The 16,471-nt window shown below is 65.4% G+C and carries 15 protein-coding genes; 14 read left to right on the forward strand and 1 reads right to left on the reverse strand.

Annotated features, from left to right (window positions below):
- The first annotated feature begins 9 nt into the window (after positions 1-9).
- The 14 genes from plsX (at position 10) to CLAM6_RS04635 (ending at position 14,986) form a co-directional block, all read left to right on the forward strand.
- Positions 10-1,032 (forward strand): phosphate acyltransferase PlsX, encoded by a 1,023-nt coding sequence (gene plsX / locus CLAM6_RS04570; protein WP_082388113.1) that lies wholly within the window; start codon positions 10-12, stop codon positions 1,030-1,032.
- A gap of 287 nt (positions 1,033-1,319) precedes the next feature.
- On the forward strand, positions 1,320-2,282 hold the full coding sequence (gene fabD / locus CLAM6_RS04575) for an ACP S-malonyltransferase (RefSeq protein WP_043331894.1): 963 nt from the start codon (positions 1,320-1,322) through the stop codon (positions 2,280-2,282).
- A gap of 60 nt (positions 2,283-2,342) precedes the next feature.
- Complete coding sequence (gene fabG / locus CLAM6_RS04580; RefSeq protein WP_043331893.1) at positions 2,343-3,086, forward strand: 3-oxoacyl-ACP reductase FabG; 744 nt, start codon at positions 2,343-2,345, stop codon at positions 3,084-3,086.
- Positions 3,087-3,186: 100 nt separating this feature from the next.
- The gene (acpP, locus tag CLAM6_RS04585; RefSeq protein ID WP_024950601.1) at positions 3,187-3,420 is read left to right on the forward strand and encodes an acyl carrier protein; all 234 of its coding nucleotides are present in this window, start codon (positions 3,187-3,189) and stop codon (positions 3,418-3,420) included.
- 339 nt (positions 3,421-3,759) lie between these two features.
- On the forward strand, positions 3,760-5,004 hold the full coding sequence (fabF, locus tag CLAM6_RS04590; protein ID WP_043331892.1) for a beta-ketoacyl-ACP synthase II: 1,245 nt from the start codon (positions 3,760-3,762) through the stop codon (positions 5,002-5,004).
- 118 nt (positions 5,005-5,122) lie between these two features.
- Positions 5,123-6,013, forward strand: coding sequence for an aminodeoxychorismate lyase (gene pabC, locus CLAM6_RS04595; protein WP_153635260.1), 891 nt, complete (start codon positions 5,123-5,125; stop codon positions 6,011-6,013).
- Positions 6,014-6,085: 72 nt separating this feature from the next.
- The gene (mltG, locus tag CLAM6_RS04600; RefSeq protein WP_172978623.1) at positions 6,086-7,087 is read left to right on the forward strand and encodes an endolytic transglycosylase MltG; all 1,002 of its coding nucleotides are present in this window, start codon (positions 6,086-6,088) and stop codon (positions 7,085-7,087) included.
- Between the two features lie 99 nt (positions 7,088-7,186).
- Entirely contained in the window at positions 7,187-7,936 is a 750-nt protein-coding gene (tmk, locus tag CLAM6_RS04605) for a dTMP kinase (RefSeq protein ID WP_153635261.1), read from the forward strand.
- Positions 7,933-8,958 (forward strand): DNA polymerase III subunit delta', encoded by a 1,026-nt coding sequence (locus tag CLAM6_RS04610; RefSeq protein ID WP_054555003.1) that lies wholly within the window; start codon positions 7,933-7,935, stop codon positions 8,956-8,958. Before tmk ends, CLAM6_RS04610 begins: the two co-directional genes overlap by 4 nt.
- 290 nt (positions 8,959-9,248) lie before the next feature.
- Positions 9,249-9,599 (forward strand): PilZ domain-containing protein, encoded by a 351-nt coding sequence (locus tag CLAM6_RS04615; protein WP_043331891.1) that lies wholly within the window; start codon positions 9,249-9,251, stop codon positions 9,597-9,599.
- 110 nt (positions 9,600-9,709) lie between these two features.
- On the forward strand, positions 9,710-10,543 hold the full coding sequence (locus tag CLAM6_RS04620; protein WP_153635262.1) for a TatD family hydrolase: 834 nt from the start codon (positions 9,710-9,712) through the stop codon (positions 10,541-10,543).
- A gap of 42 nt (positions 10,544-10,585) precedes the next feature.
- The gene (locus CLAM6_RS04625; protein WP_153635263.1) at positions 10,586-11,245 is read left to right on the forward strand and encodes a DUF1285 domain-containing protein; all 660 of its coding nucleotides are present in this window, start codon (positions 10,586-10,588) and stop codon (positions 11,243-11,245) included.
- 106 nt (positions 11,246-11,351) lie between these two features.
- Positions 11,352-13,931: an ATP-dependent helicase gene (locus CLAM6_RS04630; protein WP_242007745.1), complete on the forward strand. Its 2,580-nt coding sequence runs from the start codon at positions 11,352-11,354 to the stop codon at positions 13,929-13,931.
- A gap of 113 nt (positions 13,932-14,044) precedes the next feature.
- Positions 14,045-14,986 (forward strand): sulfurtransferase, encoded by a 942-nt coding sequence (locus tag CLAM6_RS04635; RefSeq protein ID WP_225996472.1) that lies wholly within the window; start codon positions 14,045-14,047, stop codon positions 14,984-14,986.
- A 109-nt stretch (positions 14,987-15,095) separates the two neighbouring features.
- Here CLAM6_RS04635 and CLAM6_RS04640 read toward each other — a convergent pair whose 3' ends face one another.
- Entirely contained in the window at positions 15,096-16,331 is a 1,236-nt protein-coding gene (locus CLAM6_RS04640) for a dicarboxylate/amino acid:cation symporter (protein WP_153635264.1), read from the reverse strand.
- Positions 16,332-16,471 lie beyond the last annotated feature (140 nt).

Here is a 16,471-nt window from a genome sequence, read left to right on the forward strand (position 1 = left end):
CGTAACGCCGTGCGTATCGCCATCGATACGATGGGCGGGGACTTCGGTCCCCGCGCTACGTTACGGGGCACGGCCAGTGCGCTGTTGCGAGACTCGCAACTCAGCGCCATCCTGGTCGGCCCGCAGCATCTACTGGATGCCGAGTTAGACTCCCTCCCTGCTTCACTCTCTCGTGTTCGTGATCGCCTTCAGACACTCGCTGTCGACGGCATTGTCGCGTCTGATGCTCGCCCGTCCCGCGTCCTGCGCAGCCGCGAGCCCAGCAGCATGTCTCAGGCCCTGGGCCTGGTGGCGAAGGGTCAGGCGGATGCCTGTGTCAGTGCCGGCAATACCGGCGCCTTGATGGCGCTGGGCATGCGCGAAGTGGGAAGAGTGAAAGGGGTGGAGCGACCTGCCATCTGTGCCGCGGTGCCCACGCGCGGCGCGCGCGCCTGCAGCCTGCTGGATCTCGGCGCCAACGTCGATGTCGCACCGCACCATCTGCTGGCGTTCGCCCGTATGGGCGCGATGCGCAGTCGCCTCATCGACGCGGTCGAGCGTCCACGAGTGGGGCTGCTCAACGTGGGGGTCGAGTCGGTCAAGGGGACTGCACAGGTGCAGGAAGCGCACGCCCTGTTGGCTGGCAGCGAGTCGGATTTCGACTACCTTGGCTTTGTCGAGGGCGGCGACCTCTTCTCCGGCAAGGTAGATGTGGTGGTCTGTGACGGCTTCGTCGGCAATGTCGTGCTCAAGAGCAGTGAAGGGCTTGCGCAGATGCTGTCGGCGCAGCTGGGGGCGACCCTGGCGGCCAGCTGGCGCACGCGTTTGATGGCCTGGCTGGCGCGCCCGGCGCTGACACGACTCTCGCGTGAACTGGATCCGGTGCGCTACAACGGCGCTAGCCTGCTGGGCCTGGCAAGCGTGGTGGTGAAGAGCCACGGCGGCGCGGCGGCGGAAGGCTTTGCCTTTGCCGTCACGCGCGCGGCCAGCGAGGCTCGCGAGCAGTTGCCCTCGCGCCTGGCGCAGGCCCTGGAAGGCACATACTCACGCTGAATGAGTAAATTGGTCTGATTTGTTCCTGTTGGGGTCGAGCTTCGGCGCACACGGTGCGACAATGCCAGCGCTTCGCGGCCGGGCGGTGAAGGCGGACGGGAATCAGGGGCAGGCAGCTCCTACAGGAAGCCCCCGCAGGACAGCAGCATGACGTAAATGACAGGAAGCAGGCTTTCCCCTGGCAGAAGCGTGAGACACGACAGTGGTCGTCTCGCTTGCGAGCCAGTGGAAATCGGGTTTCTTGACCCGTGTCAGTCCCACCTGAACAGATGGAAATGGTGACAGCAATGACAGATTCCCTGGCCCTCATCTTCCCGGGACAGGGCTCCCAGCAGGTCGGCATGCTGCGGGAGCTGGCGGAGCGCTATAGCGTGGTCCGCACTACCTTCGAGGAAGCCTCTGACGCGCTGGGGCGCGATCTCTGGCACCTGACACAGGAAGGCCCGGCGGAGGAGCTCAATCGTACCGAGCTGACCCAGCCGGCGCTTCTGACCGCCAGTGTCGCCATCTGGCGCGTCTGGCAGGAGCTGGAAGGCCCGCGCCCGGCGCGCATGGCCGGTCACTCCCTGGGTGAATACAGCGCCATGGTCTGCGCTGGCGTGATCGGTTTCGCCGAGGGCGTCAAGCTGGTCAATCTGCGCGGCGAAGCCATGCAGACTGCCGTGCCGCAGGGCCAGGGCGCGATGGCAGCCATTCTCGGTCTCGAGAATGCCCAGGTCGAAGCCGCCTGTGCCAGTGCGGCACAGGGTGAAGTGGTCGCGGCAGTCAACTACAATGCGCCGGGACAGGTCGTCATCGCCGGTGGCACCGCTGCCGTCGAGCGTGCCATCGCGGCATGTCAGGAAGCGGGTGCCAAGCGCGCCATGCCGCTGCCGGTGTCGGTACCGTCGCATTGTGATCTGATGCGCCCGGCGGCCGACAAGCTGGCCGAGGCGATGAATGCCATCGATTTCCGTGCGCCGCGCTATACCGTCATCCAGAATGTCGATGCCAAGGCGCATGACGATGTCGAGACACTGCGTCAGCGTCTGATCGAGCAGCTCTATCAGCCGGTGCGCTGGACCGATTGCGTCAATGCCATGTTCGATAGTGGCGCGCGCAGCTTCATCGAATGCGGCCCGGGCAAGGTGTTGACCGGCCTTGGCAAGCGCATTCAGCGTCAGGCACGTGGCCTGGCCGTGAATGATCCGGATAGCCTGGAAGCGGCGCTGGAACTTGCCCGCGAGACCGCTGCCGAACAGAATCAGTAAGCTCGTGGCTGGCCCATCTGGCCGGCCATGTGACTTGGATCAGCCAACTCAGGACTCAAGATGACGAGCGAACGCAGAATCGCACTGGTGACCGGTGCCAGTCGTGGCATCGGCCAAGCCATCTCCCGTGAACTCGGCCGTCAGGGCCGTATCGTGATCGGTACTGCCACCAGCGAGAAAGGGGCAGCGGCCATCGGCGCTGACCTCGAGGCGCACGGTATCGAAGGCGCGGGCATGCTGCTCAACGTCACCGATCAGGCCAGCGTCGACGCCGTGCTCAAGGAAATCGGCGAGCGCTTCGGCGCCCCGACCATTCTGGTCAACAATGCCGGCATCACGCGTGACAACCTGTTGATGCGTTTGAAGGAAGACGATTGGGACGCGGTGCTCGACACCAATCTCAAGTCGGTCTTCCGTGTCAGCAAGAGCTGCCTGCGCGGCATGACCAAGGCGCGCTTCGGCCGCATCGTCAACATCTCGTCCGTGGTCGCGACCATGGGCAACCTCGGTCAGGTCAACTATGCTGCCGCCAAGGCAGGCATGGAAGGCTTTGCCCGCTCGCTGGCGCGCGAAGTCGCGTCACGCAATATTACCGTCAACTCAGTGGCGCCGGGCTTCATTGCCACTGACATGACTGAAGCATTGCCGGAAGCGCAGCACGAAGCGTTGCTCGGCAACATCCCGCTGGCGCGCCTTGGCCAGCCGGAAGAGATTGCTGCGGCAGTCGGCTTCCTGACCAGTGATGCAGCAGGCTACATTACCGGTGAGACGTTGCAGGTGAACGGTGGCATGAACATGCGCTGAACCCCACGCAGGGACGTGGTTGCGTCCTTTTGGGGTGGCCTATAAACTACGCCCAGCTTTTTCGAGCTGCGGATTCCGTACCACTAGGAGTGATTGTTAAATGAGCACCATTGAAGAACGCGTCAAGAAGGTTGTGGCTGAGCGCCTGAACGCCAAAGAAGAAGAAATCCAGAACTCTTCCTCTTTCACTGAAGACCTGGGCGCCGATTCCCTGGACACCGTCGAGCTGGTGATGGCTCTTGAAGAGGAATTCGATACTGAAATTCCTGACGAAGAAGCAGAGAAGATCACCACCGTGCAGGAAGCTATCGATTACATCGTCAACCACCAGTAAGGTGTGTTGAAGCGATCACGGAGCAACCTGTTGCTCATGGTCGTGATGCAATTGTCTGTACGTTCAAGAGCCGCACTGTTCCTCAGTGCGGCTCTTGTCGTTCAGGGATGTGCTGCGCAATGCCGCGCCGACAGGGCGCGCATTGCCTGGTGGTAGGCGGTGGGCTTCGTGACAAATGTCCCCTTGTGGCAAGTGTCGGAATTCCTTCGTGAAAGTGGCCAGAAAAGCGCTTGAAAACCGACTGCCCACGCATGGCCAGGTTTCTGTATAATGCGCTCAATTACCGTCCGGGCGTCCATGGCCCTGGCGTGCCAATTCGATAGTTTTGGAGGAGACACGATGCCTCGCAGAAGGGTAGTGGTAACAGGTCTTGGCCTGGTAACCCCGGTCGGGAATACCGTCGAGGAAAGCTGGAGCAACATCAAGGCGGGCAAGAGTGGCATCGCGGCCATCGAGCATTTCGATGTCAGCGGTTTCAATACCCGTTTCGGTGGCTCCATCAAGGACTTCGATGTGGGTCAGTACCTGAACCCGAAAGAGGCCCGCAAGATGGACCTCTTCATCCAATACGGTATCGCGGCGGCCCACCAGGCCATCACCGACTCCGGCATTGAATGCACCGAAGACAACGCCGAGCGCATCGGTGTCGCCATCGGTTCCGGTATCGGCGGCCTGCCGATGATCGAGCACAACCACAAGGCGCTGGAGAAGGGCGGTGCACGTCGCATCTCGCCGTTCTTCGTGCCGGGCTCCATCATCAACATGATCTCCGGCAATCTGGCGATCCAGTTCGGTTATCGTGGTCCGAACATCGCGATCACCACCGCCTGTACCACCGGGACGCACAACATCGGTTACAGCGCACGTACCATCGCCTATGGCGATGCCGACGTGATGGTGGCCGGTGGTGCCGAGATGGCGACCACGCCGCTGGGGCTGGGTGGCTTCTCCGCGGCGCGTGCGCTGTCGACCCGCAACGATGATCCGCAGGCGGCCAGCCGTCCGTGGGACCGCGACCGCGATGGCTTCGTGCTGTCCGACGGCGCCGGTGTCGTCGTGCTGGAAGAGTACGAGCACGCCAAGGCGCGTGGCGCGACCATCTACGCCGAGGTGCTCGGGTTCGGCATGTCCGACGACGCTCACCACATGACGGCGCCGCCCGAAGACGGCCGTGGTGCGGCCGCCGCCATGCGCAACGCCATCCGTGACGCCAAGCTCGAGCCGAGCCAGATCGACTACATCAATGCCCACGGCACCTCCACCAATGCCGGCGACAAGGCGGAAAGCCTCGCCGTCGAGTCGGTGCTGGGCGACGCGGCACGTGATGTGGCGGTCAGCTCCACCAAGTCGATGATCGGTCACCTGCTGGGCGCTGCCGGCGCGGTCGAGGCCGTGTTCTGCGTGCTGGCGATGCGTGACCAGATCGCGCCGCCGACCATCAACCTGGACAACCCGGCCGAGGGCTGCAATCTCGATTACGTGCCGAACGTCGCACGTGACATGAAGATCGAGTACACCCTGTCCAACTCGTTCGGCTTCGGTGGCACCAACGGCTCGCTGGTGTTCGGCAAGCTCAAGGACTGATCACACGCTTTCGTGTTCTCTCTCCTCAGGCGCGCTCCCATCCGGGGGCGCGTTTGTCTGTGGGGCGTCACCTGCTTTGCGTGTCGTGCCCGCAACCGTTCTCTGGAGGGCTGTATCGATGACGACTGATGCCTTTGGCAGCAAGAGCTCAGATGACCGGGCCTCTGATGAAAGGAGCGCTTACGACAAGCGCTCTCTTGCGACGCTTGCCGCCGATCTGCCCAGTGATGACCGTGGCCTCGCCTATGGCGAGGGCGTGTTCGAGACGATTCTGGTGCGTGAGGGCCAACCGCAGCTGTGGTCCTGGCACGAGGCGCGCCTGACGCGCGGTTGTCAGCGGCTGGGAATTGCAGCGCCTTCGTCAGCTGAGCTGGCGGGCTGTCTGGCGGTCTGCCAGGGCGAGGGGCTTGAAGTGCTCAAGCTGATCGTCACCGGCGGCTCCGGCGGGCGGGGCTACAGGGCACCTGAGTCACCGGAGACGCGCTTGCGGGCACGCGCGACGCCTTTTGCGGTCAATCAGCAGGCGCGGCGTGGCATCACGGCGCGGGTCTGTGAGCTGCGTGTGGCCGAGCAACCGGCACTGGCAGGGCTCAAGCACCTCAACCGGCTCGAGAACGTGCTGGCGCGCCGTGAGTGGAGCGACATGGCCATCAGCGAGGGCCTGTTGCTCAATGCGCAGGGTGAGCTGATCGAGGCCACCAGCATGAATCTGGCCTGGTATCGTGACGGGCGATGGTTCACGCCGTGTCTTGATCGTGCCGGGGTCGAGGGCACGCTGCTGGCGGCGCTTGAGGCCGAGATGACGTTCGAGCGAGTCCGTGAGGGGCTTGAGTCACTCGCGTGGGCCGAGCAGGTCGTCGTCATGAATTCCGTGCAGGGCGTCTGGCCGCTGCGCACCCTGCTCAAGGCCGATGGCGCGATTCTGGCTGAGTGGAAGGATGAGGCGCATCCGGCGCTGGACGAGTTGAATCACACTGTCGCGCGCTTGCTGGGCGAGCCCGCGAACTGACGGAAGACGACGAGCGTCAGCAGGCATGCCTGCGCGGTCGTCGCCTTCGCCATGAAGACTGGAAACCTGATTATGCGAGTGTTCAAGATCCTCCTGATGCTGGTAGTGCTGGCCGTGGCTGCGGGTGTGGTGGGCTTTCGTTATTGGCAGGCGCAGTTGCTGTCACCGTTGGCGATCGAGAAGGAACAGTTGTTCGAGGTGCCCAAGGGCGCCAGCCTGACCAGGGTCGTGAGCGAGCTCGAGTCACATGGCATCATCGAGGCGAGCTGGCCGTACAAGGTGTGGTCGCGCCTCGAGCCTGAGGCCGTCAATGGCCTGCGCGCCGGTGAATTCCGTCTCACGCCGGGCTTGAACGGCCGTGAGCTGGTGGCGCTGCTGTCCAGTGACGATGTGGTCAGCTATACCTTGACCGTGCCGGAGGGCTGGACCTTCGCCCAGATGCGCACTGCCATGGATGCCTCGCCCAAGCTTGAGCACACGACTCGCGACATGAGCGATGAAGAGTTGATGGCGGCCGTCGGTGCCGAGGGCGAGAAGCCGGAAGGGCGCTTCTTCCCGGACACCTACCGCTATCACAAGGGCGTCAGCGACCTCTCGCTCTACAAGCAGGCCTATAGCCGCATGAGCAAGACGCTGGAGGAAGTCTGGGCCGGACGTGACGACGACCTGCCGATCACCAGCGCCTACGAGGCGTTGATCATGGCGTCACTGATCGAGCGCGAGACCGGCGCCCCGGAAGAGCGCGACGAGATCGCCGGCGTCTTCAAGCGTCGCATGGAGCGCGGCATGCGCCTGCAGACCGACCCGACCGTCATCTATGGCCTGGGCAAGGACTATGATGGCTCGCTGTCGCGCGCCGACCTGCGCAAGCCGACGCCCTGGAATACCTACGTGATCACCGGCCTGCCGCCGACGCCGATCGCGATGCCCGGGCGCGCCGCGCTGGAAGCGGCGGTGCATCCCAAGGAAGGCGATACCTACTACTTCGTCGCCAAGGGTGAGGGCAAGCATCACTTCTCGCGCACGCTGCGCGAGCACAACAATGCCGTGCGCCGTTATATTCTCAATCGGTAATGCGTGGCGAATGAGCTGAAACCCGTGTGGCGAACAGGGTCTGCCATGCTGCACGAGGCTTTCGTCGCGAGTCATCTGCTGTCTGAATCAGGAAACATCATGTCTTCACGTCCGAGCGCATCAGGCACGACGTCTTCTCGCCACGCCGCCAGCGCGGCGGCCACCCAGGCTTCGCCCGCTGGTCGCTTCATCACGCTGGAAGGCGGTGAAGGCGTCGGCAAGAGCACCAATGTCGCCTTCGTGGTCGCCGAGCTCGAGGCGCATGGCCTCGAGGTCGTGCGCACGCGTGAGCCGGGTGGCAGCGAGCGAGCGGAAGCCATTCGCCAGTTGCTGCTGGACCCGGCGCCGGCCGAGTCGCTGAGTGATGATGCCGAACTGCTGTTGATGTTCGCCGCGCGTGCCCAGCATCTGGCCGCGACCATTCGCCCGGCGTTGGCGCGTGGTGCCTGGGTGGTGTGCGATCGATTCACCGACGCGACCTTTGCCTACCAGGGCGGTGGCCGCAACCTGCCGCTGGCCGATATCTCGGCGCTGGAATCCCTGGTGCAGAAAGGCTTGCAGCCGGACCTGACCCTGCTACTGGACATGCCGGTCGAGGCGGCACGTGGCCGTCTGGCCGCTCGTCGCGCCGAGACCGGCGAAGGCGCCGACCGCATCGAGCAGGAAGCCGAGCAGTTCTTCGAGGCGGTGCGTGTCGGCTATCACATGCGTCGTGACGCCGACCCCGAGCGCTTTGCCACCATCGATGCCGGTCAGTCGCTCGAGGCGGTGCAGGCCGATATCGCGGCGGTACTGGCGGCGCGCGTGGCGGCCTGGCAGGCGAACACTGCCACGGATGAGCAGCCATGAGTGCATCAGACGTCAGTAGTGGTGTCACGCTTTCGAGCTTCTCACCGCTGCCGTGGCAGCATTCGCTGTGGCAACACTTCACTGCAGTACACGACAACGGTCGCCTGCCGCATGCGGTGATGCTCAGCGGGCCCTCGGGGCTTGGCAAGCATGAGCTGGCCGATGCGATGATCGCCCGCGTGCTGTGTCGCACCGCCCAAGGCAAGCCCGGCGCGGCGGCCTGTGGTGAATGTCATGGCTGTCATATGCTGGCGGCCGGGCATCACCCTGATCTGATGGCGGTCGCGCCGCAGGATGTCGGCAAGATGATCCGCATCGACCCGATCCGTGAGGTCAATCGCTTCGTCTCCCAGACGGCCCAGCAGGGCGGCTACCGCGTCATCCGTCTGCAACCGGCGGAGTCGATGAACATCGCCTCGGCCAATGCCTTGCTCAAGAGCCTCGAGGAACCCGGCGCCAATACGCTGTTCATTCTGCTCAGCGACATGCCGTCACGGGTGCTGCCGACCATTCGCTCGCGCTGTCAGCAATGGCCGCTGGTGATTCCACCGGCCGAAGAGAGCCTGCCGTGGCTCACGCAGCAGCTGGGCGAGGATGCTCAGGCCCTGCTGCGCATGGCGGGCGGACTGCCGCAGCTGGCGGTGCGTCTTGGCGAGGCGGAGCAGCGTCAGCTGCGTCAGGCCTTGCGCGAGCTGTTCGATGCGCTGGTGCGCGGTGGTGAGCCGGTGGCCGAGGCGTGGCGACTGGAGCGCCAACCGCTGGCGCAGGTGCTGTGGTACGGTATTGCCTGGCTGGAAGACCTGATTCGCATGGGCCTGTCCGGCAACGCCAGTGACCTGCGTGACCCCAGTCTCGAGCCGCTGCTGAGACAGGCGGTCAAGAACGGGCGCACCCAGGACTGGTTCAAGCTGCTGGACTTCGCCCGCGAGCAGCGCCGTCTGCTGGCCGCGGGCGGCAACCCCAACCCACAGCTGGTGCTGGAAGCCTGGCTGGTGCGTTGGGCCGCCTTGCTACGCTCCTGAATGCGCAGCTGGCTTTTTCCGGCGTGAAGACCCGAGTGAAGGTCTGAGCGAAGGTCTGAGCGAAGAGCTGAGGAAGGGTCTGAGCAAAGGTCCGCGTGGAAAGCCACGAGGCTGCGCGAGGCAAGGCGGGCAGGCTAGACTGAAGCCAGCCAGGCCGCTTGCTCGCCTTGCGTCAGATGACAGCAGGCAATGGCCGAAGAATACGCATTGATACGCAGCGTGAGCCCTCATGTGAGCGCTGACGCTCGTCACGGGACTGCATGTGCCGGGAGACCGGCCGGAGGTGAAGGATGGATACCGCTCCACAGCAAGGCCAGAAGGCGCTCTCGCTGACCATTCGTGATCAGAAGACCCTGTTGGCCGCCTACATGTCGACCCTCGTGCGCGGCGGCATCTTCGTGCCGACCACCGAGCGCTACACCATGGGCCAGGAAGTCTATCTGCTGCTGACCCTGCCTGAGGAATCCGAGCGTATTCCGGTCACCGGGCGCGTGGTATGGATTTCCCCGCAGGGCGTCAGTGGCCGGCGCACTGCCGGGATCGGCATCCACTTCAGTGAAGAGGACCGCCAGGTGCGCGATCATATCGAGAACCACCTGGCCGGCATGCTCGGCAAGGGTCACGCGACCTATACGCTGTAGCGCGAGCGCAGCGTCGCTTCATCATCTCGACCGGCAGTGCCATGGGCGCCCGCCGGTCGAGCACGTTTTTCGCCGCGCAGCGCGTGGCCATCAGTAGTGAGAGTTTCCGGATGTTTGTCGATTCGCATTGCCACCTTGATCGTCTGAAACTGGAAGAGCACGGCGGCAGCCTCGAGGCCGTGCTGGTCGCCGCGCGCGCCCGTCACGTGCACCAGTTCCTCGCCATTGCCGTCACGCTCGACGATGTGCCCGAGATCTCGGCCATCGCTCAGCAGCATGAGGATGTGGTGATTTCCGCCGGTGTGCATCCGCTGCATCAGATCGACCCGGAACCCACGGTCGAGGACATCAAGAAGTGCGCCGAGCGCTTCGGCGCGGTGGCCATCGGCGAGACCGGCCTCGACTATCACTACGAGAGCGTCAGCCGCGAGCTGCAGTACGAGCGCTTCACGCGCCACCTGATCGCCGCGCGTGAGCTCGAGCTGCCGGTGATCATCCACACCCGCGAAGCGCGCGAAGACACCCTGGCGCTGATCAAGCAGCATACGGACCCCGCTGTCGGTGGCGTGCTGCACTGCTTCACCGAAGATCTGGATATGGCGCGCATCGCGGTGGGCCACGGCTTCATGGTCTCCATCTCCGGTATCGTCACCTTCCGCAACGCCGAACACGTCCGCGAGCTGGCACGCGCCATCCCGCTGGACCGCCTGCTGATCGAGACCGACAGCCCCTATCTGGCGCCGGTGCCGTACCGTGGCACCTCCAATGTGCCGGGCAATGTGGTCGAGGTCGCCGAATGCATCGCCGCCGAGCGCGGCATCACCGTCGATGAGCTGGCGATGCAGACCACCGCCAACTTCTATCGCCTGTTCCGCGCTGCCGCGCCGGAAGCGCCGGACAACGTTCGCGAAGCGCTGGCCAGCAGCGGTATGCTCATCGATTGAGCGTGGTACCCCGCATGATCTGACCACCAGGGAGGGAACGTCATGAATCCAGCCGCCATCCTCACCCAGCTGGGCGACAAGGCCACCAGCGGCAAGGCATTGCCGCCAGTGGATCAATGGCACCCGGCGCATTGTGGCGAGATGGACCTCGTCATCTGTGCCGACGGGCGCTGGATGCACGAGGGCACGCCCATCGGCCGTGCGCGACTGGTGCACATGCTGTCGCGTGTCCTGCGCCGCGAGCCCGATGGCAGCTACTGCCTGGTCACGCCAGCGGAGAAGGTCACCATCCAGGTCGAGGACCGCCCCTTCCTGGCGGTGGACTGCTCCCGCGTCGAGAGCGATTCTGCGCAGACTGAGCTTGGAGAGGCCGAGCCCGGACAGACAGAGTCCGTACAGACAGAGTCCGGGCTATCCGAGCCCCAGCCGGACGTCTGGCAGCTGGTCACCGATCAGGGCGATGTCGTGCGGCTGGAAGGGGAGACCTGCCTGACGCTGAGCGAGACGCCGGACGGCCTGTGGTTGCCGGAAGTGCCGGTGCGCTTCGGCCTTGCCGCGCGCCTGCACCGCAATCTCTACTATCGACTGCTCGAGAGCGCCGAGACGCATGAGCAGGAAGACGGCAGCCTGACACTTGGCTTCATGAGCGGCGGGCGCTTCCAGATTCTGGGACAGCTGGCGGCTGATGAGGTCGAGGTCTGAACCTGTCTGAGCCTTTTTGAGCCTGCCGCCTTCTGCTCTCTCTTCCGTATGCCCCTCGCGTTCTGCTTCGCTCCTTTTCTCTCGCCGTCAGCCATTGCAGGTCTTCATGTCGTCACCACTTCCTCCCATCGAGCCCGACAGCACCGCAACCTCCGGGCCAGACGTTGCAGCATCGCCACTGGCGCTGGCCGTCGATCAGCTGACGCAACGGCTGACGGATCAGCAGCGCGCCGTGGTGGCGCATCGTGGGAGGCATGCGCGGGTAGCGGCGGTGGCGGGCTCCGGCAAGACCACCACGCTGGTGGCGCGGGTGCTGAGCCTGCTGGCGGAAGGCATTCCGGCGCAGCGGATTCTGGTGCTGATGTTCAACCGCTCGGCGCGCGAGGACTTCGTCGCCAAGCTGGCGCAGTCGGCTCCACCGGGCACTCGGCTGCCCGACATCCGCACCTTCCACTCCATCGGCCATCGCCTGACCACCACCCTGGTGCGCTGGGGCAGTCTCGAACCGCGCGAGCTCATCCAGCAGGACTGGGCGCTGGAGCGTCTGCTCAAGCAGGCCGCCCAGCGTGCGCTGGGCGATGCCGATCGCGCCGATCGTGAGGCAGCGCTGGAAGGCGAGCGCCTCGAAGCGCTCGCCCAGTTCTGTGATCTGGTCAAGGCCGAGATGTGCGAGCCGACGCTGCTGTATGAGCGCATGAATCTCGGCGAGCACACCGGCCACTTCGTCGAGTCCTTCGCTCAGCTGGAGCAGTTGCTCGAGCAGTACGGCCAGATGACCTATGCCGATCTGCTCTATCGCCCGCTGCGTCAGCTGGAGAAGGAGCCCGAGACCCGCGCGCGCATCCAGGGGCATCTGCAGCACGTCATCATCGATGAGTATCAGGACATCAATGAGGCGCAGCAGCGCATGCTGGCGCTGCTGGCGGGTGCACCATCCGGCGAGGCTTCGCTCGGCGAGTCGTCGGTCGGCGAAGCGTCGCTCGGCCAAGCTTCCTCGCCCGGCGAAGCGTCGCCCGCAGCCTCCGGCGCCTTGGCAGAAGTCATGGCCGTGGGGGATGCCAACCAGTGTATCTACGAGTGGCGTGGCGCGCGGCCTGACTACATGCTGACGCGCTTTGCCGAGAGCTTTGCCGCGCCGCTGGATTTCCCGCTCAGCTACACCTTCCGGCACGGGCATCGTCTGGCGCTGGCGGCCAATCACGCCATCGCTGCCAATGCGCGCCGTCCGGACCAGCTGTGTCTGGCCGCGCCCGGCACGCCGGCGACGCGCTTGTTCGAAGGCCAGGGCGCCGCCAGTCTGGTCGCGGCGCTCACGGCCTGGCGAGAGTCGGGTCGCAGTGGCGCCGAGGCCGCCGTGCTGGTGCGCAGCTGGGCGCTGTCGGTACCGGTGCAGTTGCAGCTGCTCAAGGCCGGCATTCCCTTCCGGCTGGGGCAGGGGGATCGCTTCGTGTTCCGTCTGCCGCTGGTGCAGGCGCTGGCGGGCTATCTGGAGCTGGCGCGTGATGCCACGCGTCTGCGCGACCCGACGCACCTGCTGCTGCTGTTCACCCAGCCCACCGCCTTCGTCGCGCGCGAGCGCCTCGAGCGCCTGTGTCAGCAGCTGGCCGACAGCCAGCGCTGGCCACGCAAGGAAGACCCTATCCTCGAGGGGCTCAAGCCGCTGCAACGCCGCAACCTGCACAAGCGCTGGAAGCTGTTGTGCGATCTGCCCTCGCTGGGCGATTGGGCGCCTGCGCGGCTGCTGCGCCATGTGGTCGATGAGCTGGAGGCCGACAAGGTGCTGCGCCGCGCCGCGGCCCGACGTGACAAGGGCGAGGAGGATGTGCGCCTGCTGGATGTGCTGATCGAGCAGGCAGGGGAGCTGGCCAATGATCCCGACGCCTTCATCAATCTGCTGCGCAATCCGGTCGAGGACGCCGCCGACGGCGTTCTGATCACCACGGTGCACGGGGCCAAGGGGCTGGAGTGGCCGCTGGTGGGGCTGTGGGGCATGAACGAGGAAGACTTCCCGGCCTACTCGCGTGACAACCCGCTGTCGCCGGAGCGCCTCGAGGAGGAGCGTCGCCTGTGCTACGTCGGCGTGACGCGTGCCCGCGAGCAGCTGCACCTGTGGCGTGACGGTGGCACGCATACGCCAAGCCGCTTCCTGGCCGAGCTGTGCGTGGAGGACTGCACCCGCCTCGGTGACTGGATTCACGGTGCCGGCAAGCGCGCCAAGCTCGCCCGTCTGCAGGCCGACGACGGCGATGAGGCCGCCCGCGAGTCAGCGGACGGAAGCGACGAGCGGCTGCGTGTGGCGGCGCCGGCACTTGGCGAGGCCTATCTGGCGCGGCTGCCTCTGGCACGTCACGGCATCACGCCGCCGACGCTGGAAGCGCTGCCGAAGAAGGCCGCCAAGTCCCCGGGCAAGCCGGCCAGCAAGTCGGCTGCGCAAGGCCAGTCCAGCTCGGGCGGTACCTATGCTCGTGGCGCTCGACAGGGCAATCGCACTCCACGCGGCGAGCCGGCCGTGCTGCGACGCGTCGGTGATTGGGAGGTCGGTCAGCGCTTGCGTCACGAGAGCTTCGGGGAGGGGGTGATCGAAGAGGTCTCCGGCAATGAGGCCAATCCGCTGATCGAGGTGCGCTTCGCCGATGGCAACAAGCGCCGCCTGATCGCCACGCGTGCCCCGCTGACAGCCTTGTGACCCTTGTGACAACGGACTTGAGACTCGGGCGACAAGGCAGCGCGATTGCCAAGCCTTGCGCCGAGCACCATCATGCCTCCAATGCATCTTCGTCTGCCCGAAAAGGAGTTCCCATGGCTCAGTATCCCGATCCTGCCGCATTGGCGGCAGCCTCCGTCTCCGCCTCATCGCTGCTGGTGCCGGACCAGCGCCAGGCGCCTCTGATCGATGCCAGTCAGCTGGTGACCCAGCTGGCGATGGCGGGCCTCAAGTCGCCCGTGGTGCTGGATTGCCGTGCGCGTCTCGACGATGGGGAAGCCGGCGAGCGCCTGTGGCGTGAAGGCCATCTGCCGGGTGCCATCCATGTCGATATGGACCGTGATCTCTCGGCCGCCGTGCGCGAGGACGGCGTGGGCGGGCGGCATCCGCTGCCGTCACATCAGGCGACGGCCGAGCTGTTCCGCCGCCTCGGCATCACGCCCGAGCAGCAGGTGGTGGTCTATGACGACATGGGCGGGCAGATGGCGGCGGCGCGGCTATGGTGGATGCTGACCTGGGCCGGGCACCCGGATGTGCGGGTGCTGGATGGCGGCATCCAGGCCTGGAATCAGGCCATGGGCGAGCTCAAGCGTGCGCCTGCCCAACCGGTGAGCCCTACACCCAGCGACTGGCAGCCGAGCTTTGATGACAGCCTGCTGGTCAGCGCCCAAGAGGTGGCCGCCACGGATGACAGCTTGCTGGATGCCCGCGGCGAGGCGCGTTTTCGCGGTGAGCAGGAGCCGGTCGATCCGGTGGCAGGCCATATCCCCGGGGCATTCTGCCGGCCGACCCCCAGCAATCTGGAAGCCAATGGCCGCTTCAAGGACCGCATGAGTCTGATGCGTGAGCTGCGCAGCCTGCTGCCGGCGCAGGGCGAGGTGATCGCCTATTGCGGTTCCGGCATCAGCGCCTGCCAGAACATCCTGGCCTTCGCGATCGCGGGGCTGCCGTTGCCACGCCTGTATGCCGGCTCCTGGAGTGACTGGATCAGTGATCCCGCGCGTCCGGTCGCCACCGGAGAGGCCAGCGAGAAGTAGCCGCACGCGCCAGCGCGATGACGGCCCCACAAATGACAACGCCCGCCAGAGGTTCTCTGGCGGGCGTTGTCATTTGTGGGGCGCTTTACCTGACTCTTTGCGTGCGTGCTTACGCTTGTGTCTTGGGCTCAGTGGCGGGCTTGCGCGAATCGAAGCGCTCCAGCAGGGCGGCGTTGGCGCAGTTGCCCATCACGTTGAGGGCGGTGCGCAGGCCATCGGTGAAGCGGTCCACCCCGGCGACCACCGCCACGCCTTCCAGCGGCAGACCTGCCGCGCCCAGCACGGTGGTCATCGCGACCAGCCCCGCACCCGGTACGCCAGCCGTCGAGAAGCTGACCAGCAGGCCGGTGGTGAAAACGGTGATCACCAGCGAGGTGGTGACATCGATGCCGAACAGCTGCGCCACGAACAGCGCATTGAAGCCCTGCAGCACGGCGGCGCCGTCACGCTTGAGCGCCGTGCCGAAGGGCAGCGCGAAGCTGGCCAGGGATTCATTCATGCCGTAGTCGCGGGCATTGCCCAGCGCCAGTGGCAGGGTCGCGCCGGAACTTGCGGTACCGAAGGCGAAGCCCAGGCTCTGGCCGAAGTGGCGCACGAAGGCCAGCGGGCGGGCACCGGTGACGGCCAGCAGCACCAGATAGAGCAGTGCCATCAGCGCCAGCGCGATGATCAGGCCGATCACGTACATGCCCAGGCGCATCAGCAGGTCCAGCCCCTGGGTGGCGATCACCGAGGTGATCAGCGCGAAGACCCCCACCGGCGCCAGCTTGAGCACGAAGGACAGCACCTTGAGGCTGACGGTGTAACCGCTCTCGATCACGCGATGCAGCGGTGCGCTTTCCTTTGGCAGGGCGCGCATCGCCAGCCCGATCAGGGCGGCCGCGAAGATGACCTGCAGCAGACCGCCGCCACCCAGCGCAGTGAAGGGGTTGTTGGGCACCAGGCCCACCAGCCACTGGGCGATGCTGTCGGCGTTGCGTCCTTCAGGTGCTGAATCCACCAGGCTCTCGGCGCCGCTGCCCGGCGTCAGCCAATGCGCGACCAGCATGCCCAGTGTCAGTGCCACGGCGCTGGTGACCACGTAACTGCCCAGCAGACGGCCGGCATGGCGACCGACGTCGGCGCCGCCTTCGCGGTTGGTCAGGCTCATGATCAGAGCGCCGAACACCATCGGCACCACCACGAACTGCAGCAGGCGCAGGAAGATCTGTCCCACCGGCGTCAGCAGGTGGCTGTCGAGCCAGGCGACGCTGCCCTCGGGCAGAGCGTCTGCCCCGGCGTTCAGGGCAAGGCCGCTGAGAATGCCCAGCCCCAGGGCGAGCAGTATCTGGCGTGTGACGGACATGGTGGCTCCGAAGCGATGGCGTGAGTCTGAATTCGAGGGAGGCTAATGTGCTACCGGGAGGCTGTTATATCAACAATCGCTTTGAGATTGTTTTGGAATAACACAAGAAGCGCTTAAGGAGCGCAAGGCGTCCGCAGGCG

Origin of the sequence: Cobetia sp. AM6, assembly GCF_009617955.1 — a bacterium.
GTDB classification, from domain to species: domain Bacteria; phylum Pseudomonadota; class Gammaproteobacteria; order Pseudomonadales; family Halomonadaceae; genus Cobetia; species Cobetia amphilecti.

What these genes read in the sequence shown, in the direction of transcription:
- fabD (WP_043331894.1), top strand. Translation starts at nt 1,320, where the DNA reads ATGACAGATTCCCTGGCCCTCATCTTCCCGGGACAGGGCTCCCAGCAG.
- fabG (WP_043331893.1), top strand. Translation starts at nt 2,343, where the DNA reads ATGACGAGCGAACGCAGAATCGCACTGGTGACCGGTGCCAGTCGTGGC.
- acpP (WP_024950601.1), top strand. Translation starts at nt 3,187, where the DNA reads ATGAGCACCATTGAAGAACGCGTCAAGAAGGTTGTGGCTGAGCGCCTG.
- fabF (WP_043331892.1), top strand. Translation starts at nt 3,760, where the DNA reads ATGCCTCGCAGAAGGGTAGTGGTAACAGGTCTTGGCCTGGTAACCCCG.
- pabC (WP_153635260.1), top strand. Translation starts at nt 5,123, where the DNA reads ATGACGACTGATGCCTTTGGCAGCAAGAGCTCAGATGACCGGGCCTCT.
- mltG (WP_172978623.1), top strand. Translation starts at nt 6,086, where the DNA reads ATGCGAGTGTTCAAGATCCTCCTGATGCTGGTAGTGCTGGCCGTGGCT.
- tmk (WP_153635261.1), top strand. Translation starts at nt 7,187, where the DNA reads ATGTCTTCACGTCCGAGCGCATCAGGCACGACGTCTTCTCGCCACGCC.
- CLAM6_RS04610 (WP_054555003.1), top strand. Translation starts at nt 7,933, where the DNA reads ATGAGTGCATCAGACGTCAGTAGTGGTGTCACGCTTTCGAGCTTCTCA.
- CLAM6_RS04615 (WP_043331891.1), top strand. Translation starts at nt 9,249, where the DNA reads ATGGATACCGCTCCACAGCAAGGCCAGAAGGCGCTCTCGCTGACCATT.
- CLAM6_RS04620 (WP_153635262.1), top strand. Translation starts at nt 9,710, where the DNA reads ATGTTTGTCGATTCGCATTGCCACCTTGATCGTCTGAAACTGGAAGAG.
- CLAM6_RS04625 (WP_153635263.1), top strand. Translation starts at nt 10,586, where the DNA reads ATGAATCCAGCCGCCATCCTCACCCAGCTGGGCGACAAGGCCACCAGC.
- CLAM6_RS04630 (WP_242007745.1), top strand. Translation starts at nt 11,352, where the DNA reads ATGTCGTCACCACTTCCTCCCATCGAGCCCGACAGCACCGCAACCTCC.
- CLAM6_RS04635 (WP_225996472.1), top strand. Translation starts at nt 14,045, where the DNA reads ATGGCTCAGTATCCCGATCCTGCCGCATTGGCGGCAGCCTCCGTCTCC.
- CLAM6_RS04640 (WP_153635264.1), bottom strand. Translation starts at nt 16,331, where the DNA reads ATGTCCGTCACACGCCAGATACTGCTCGCCCTGGGGCTGGGCATTCTC.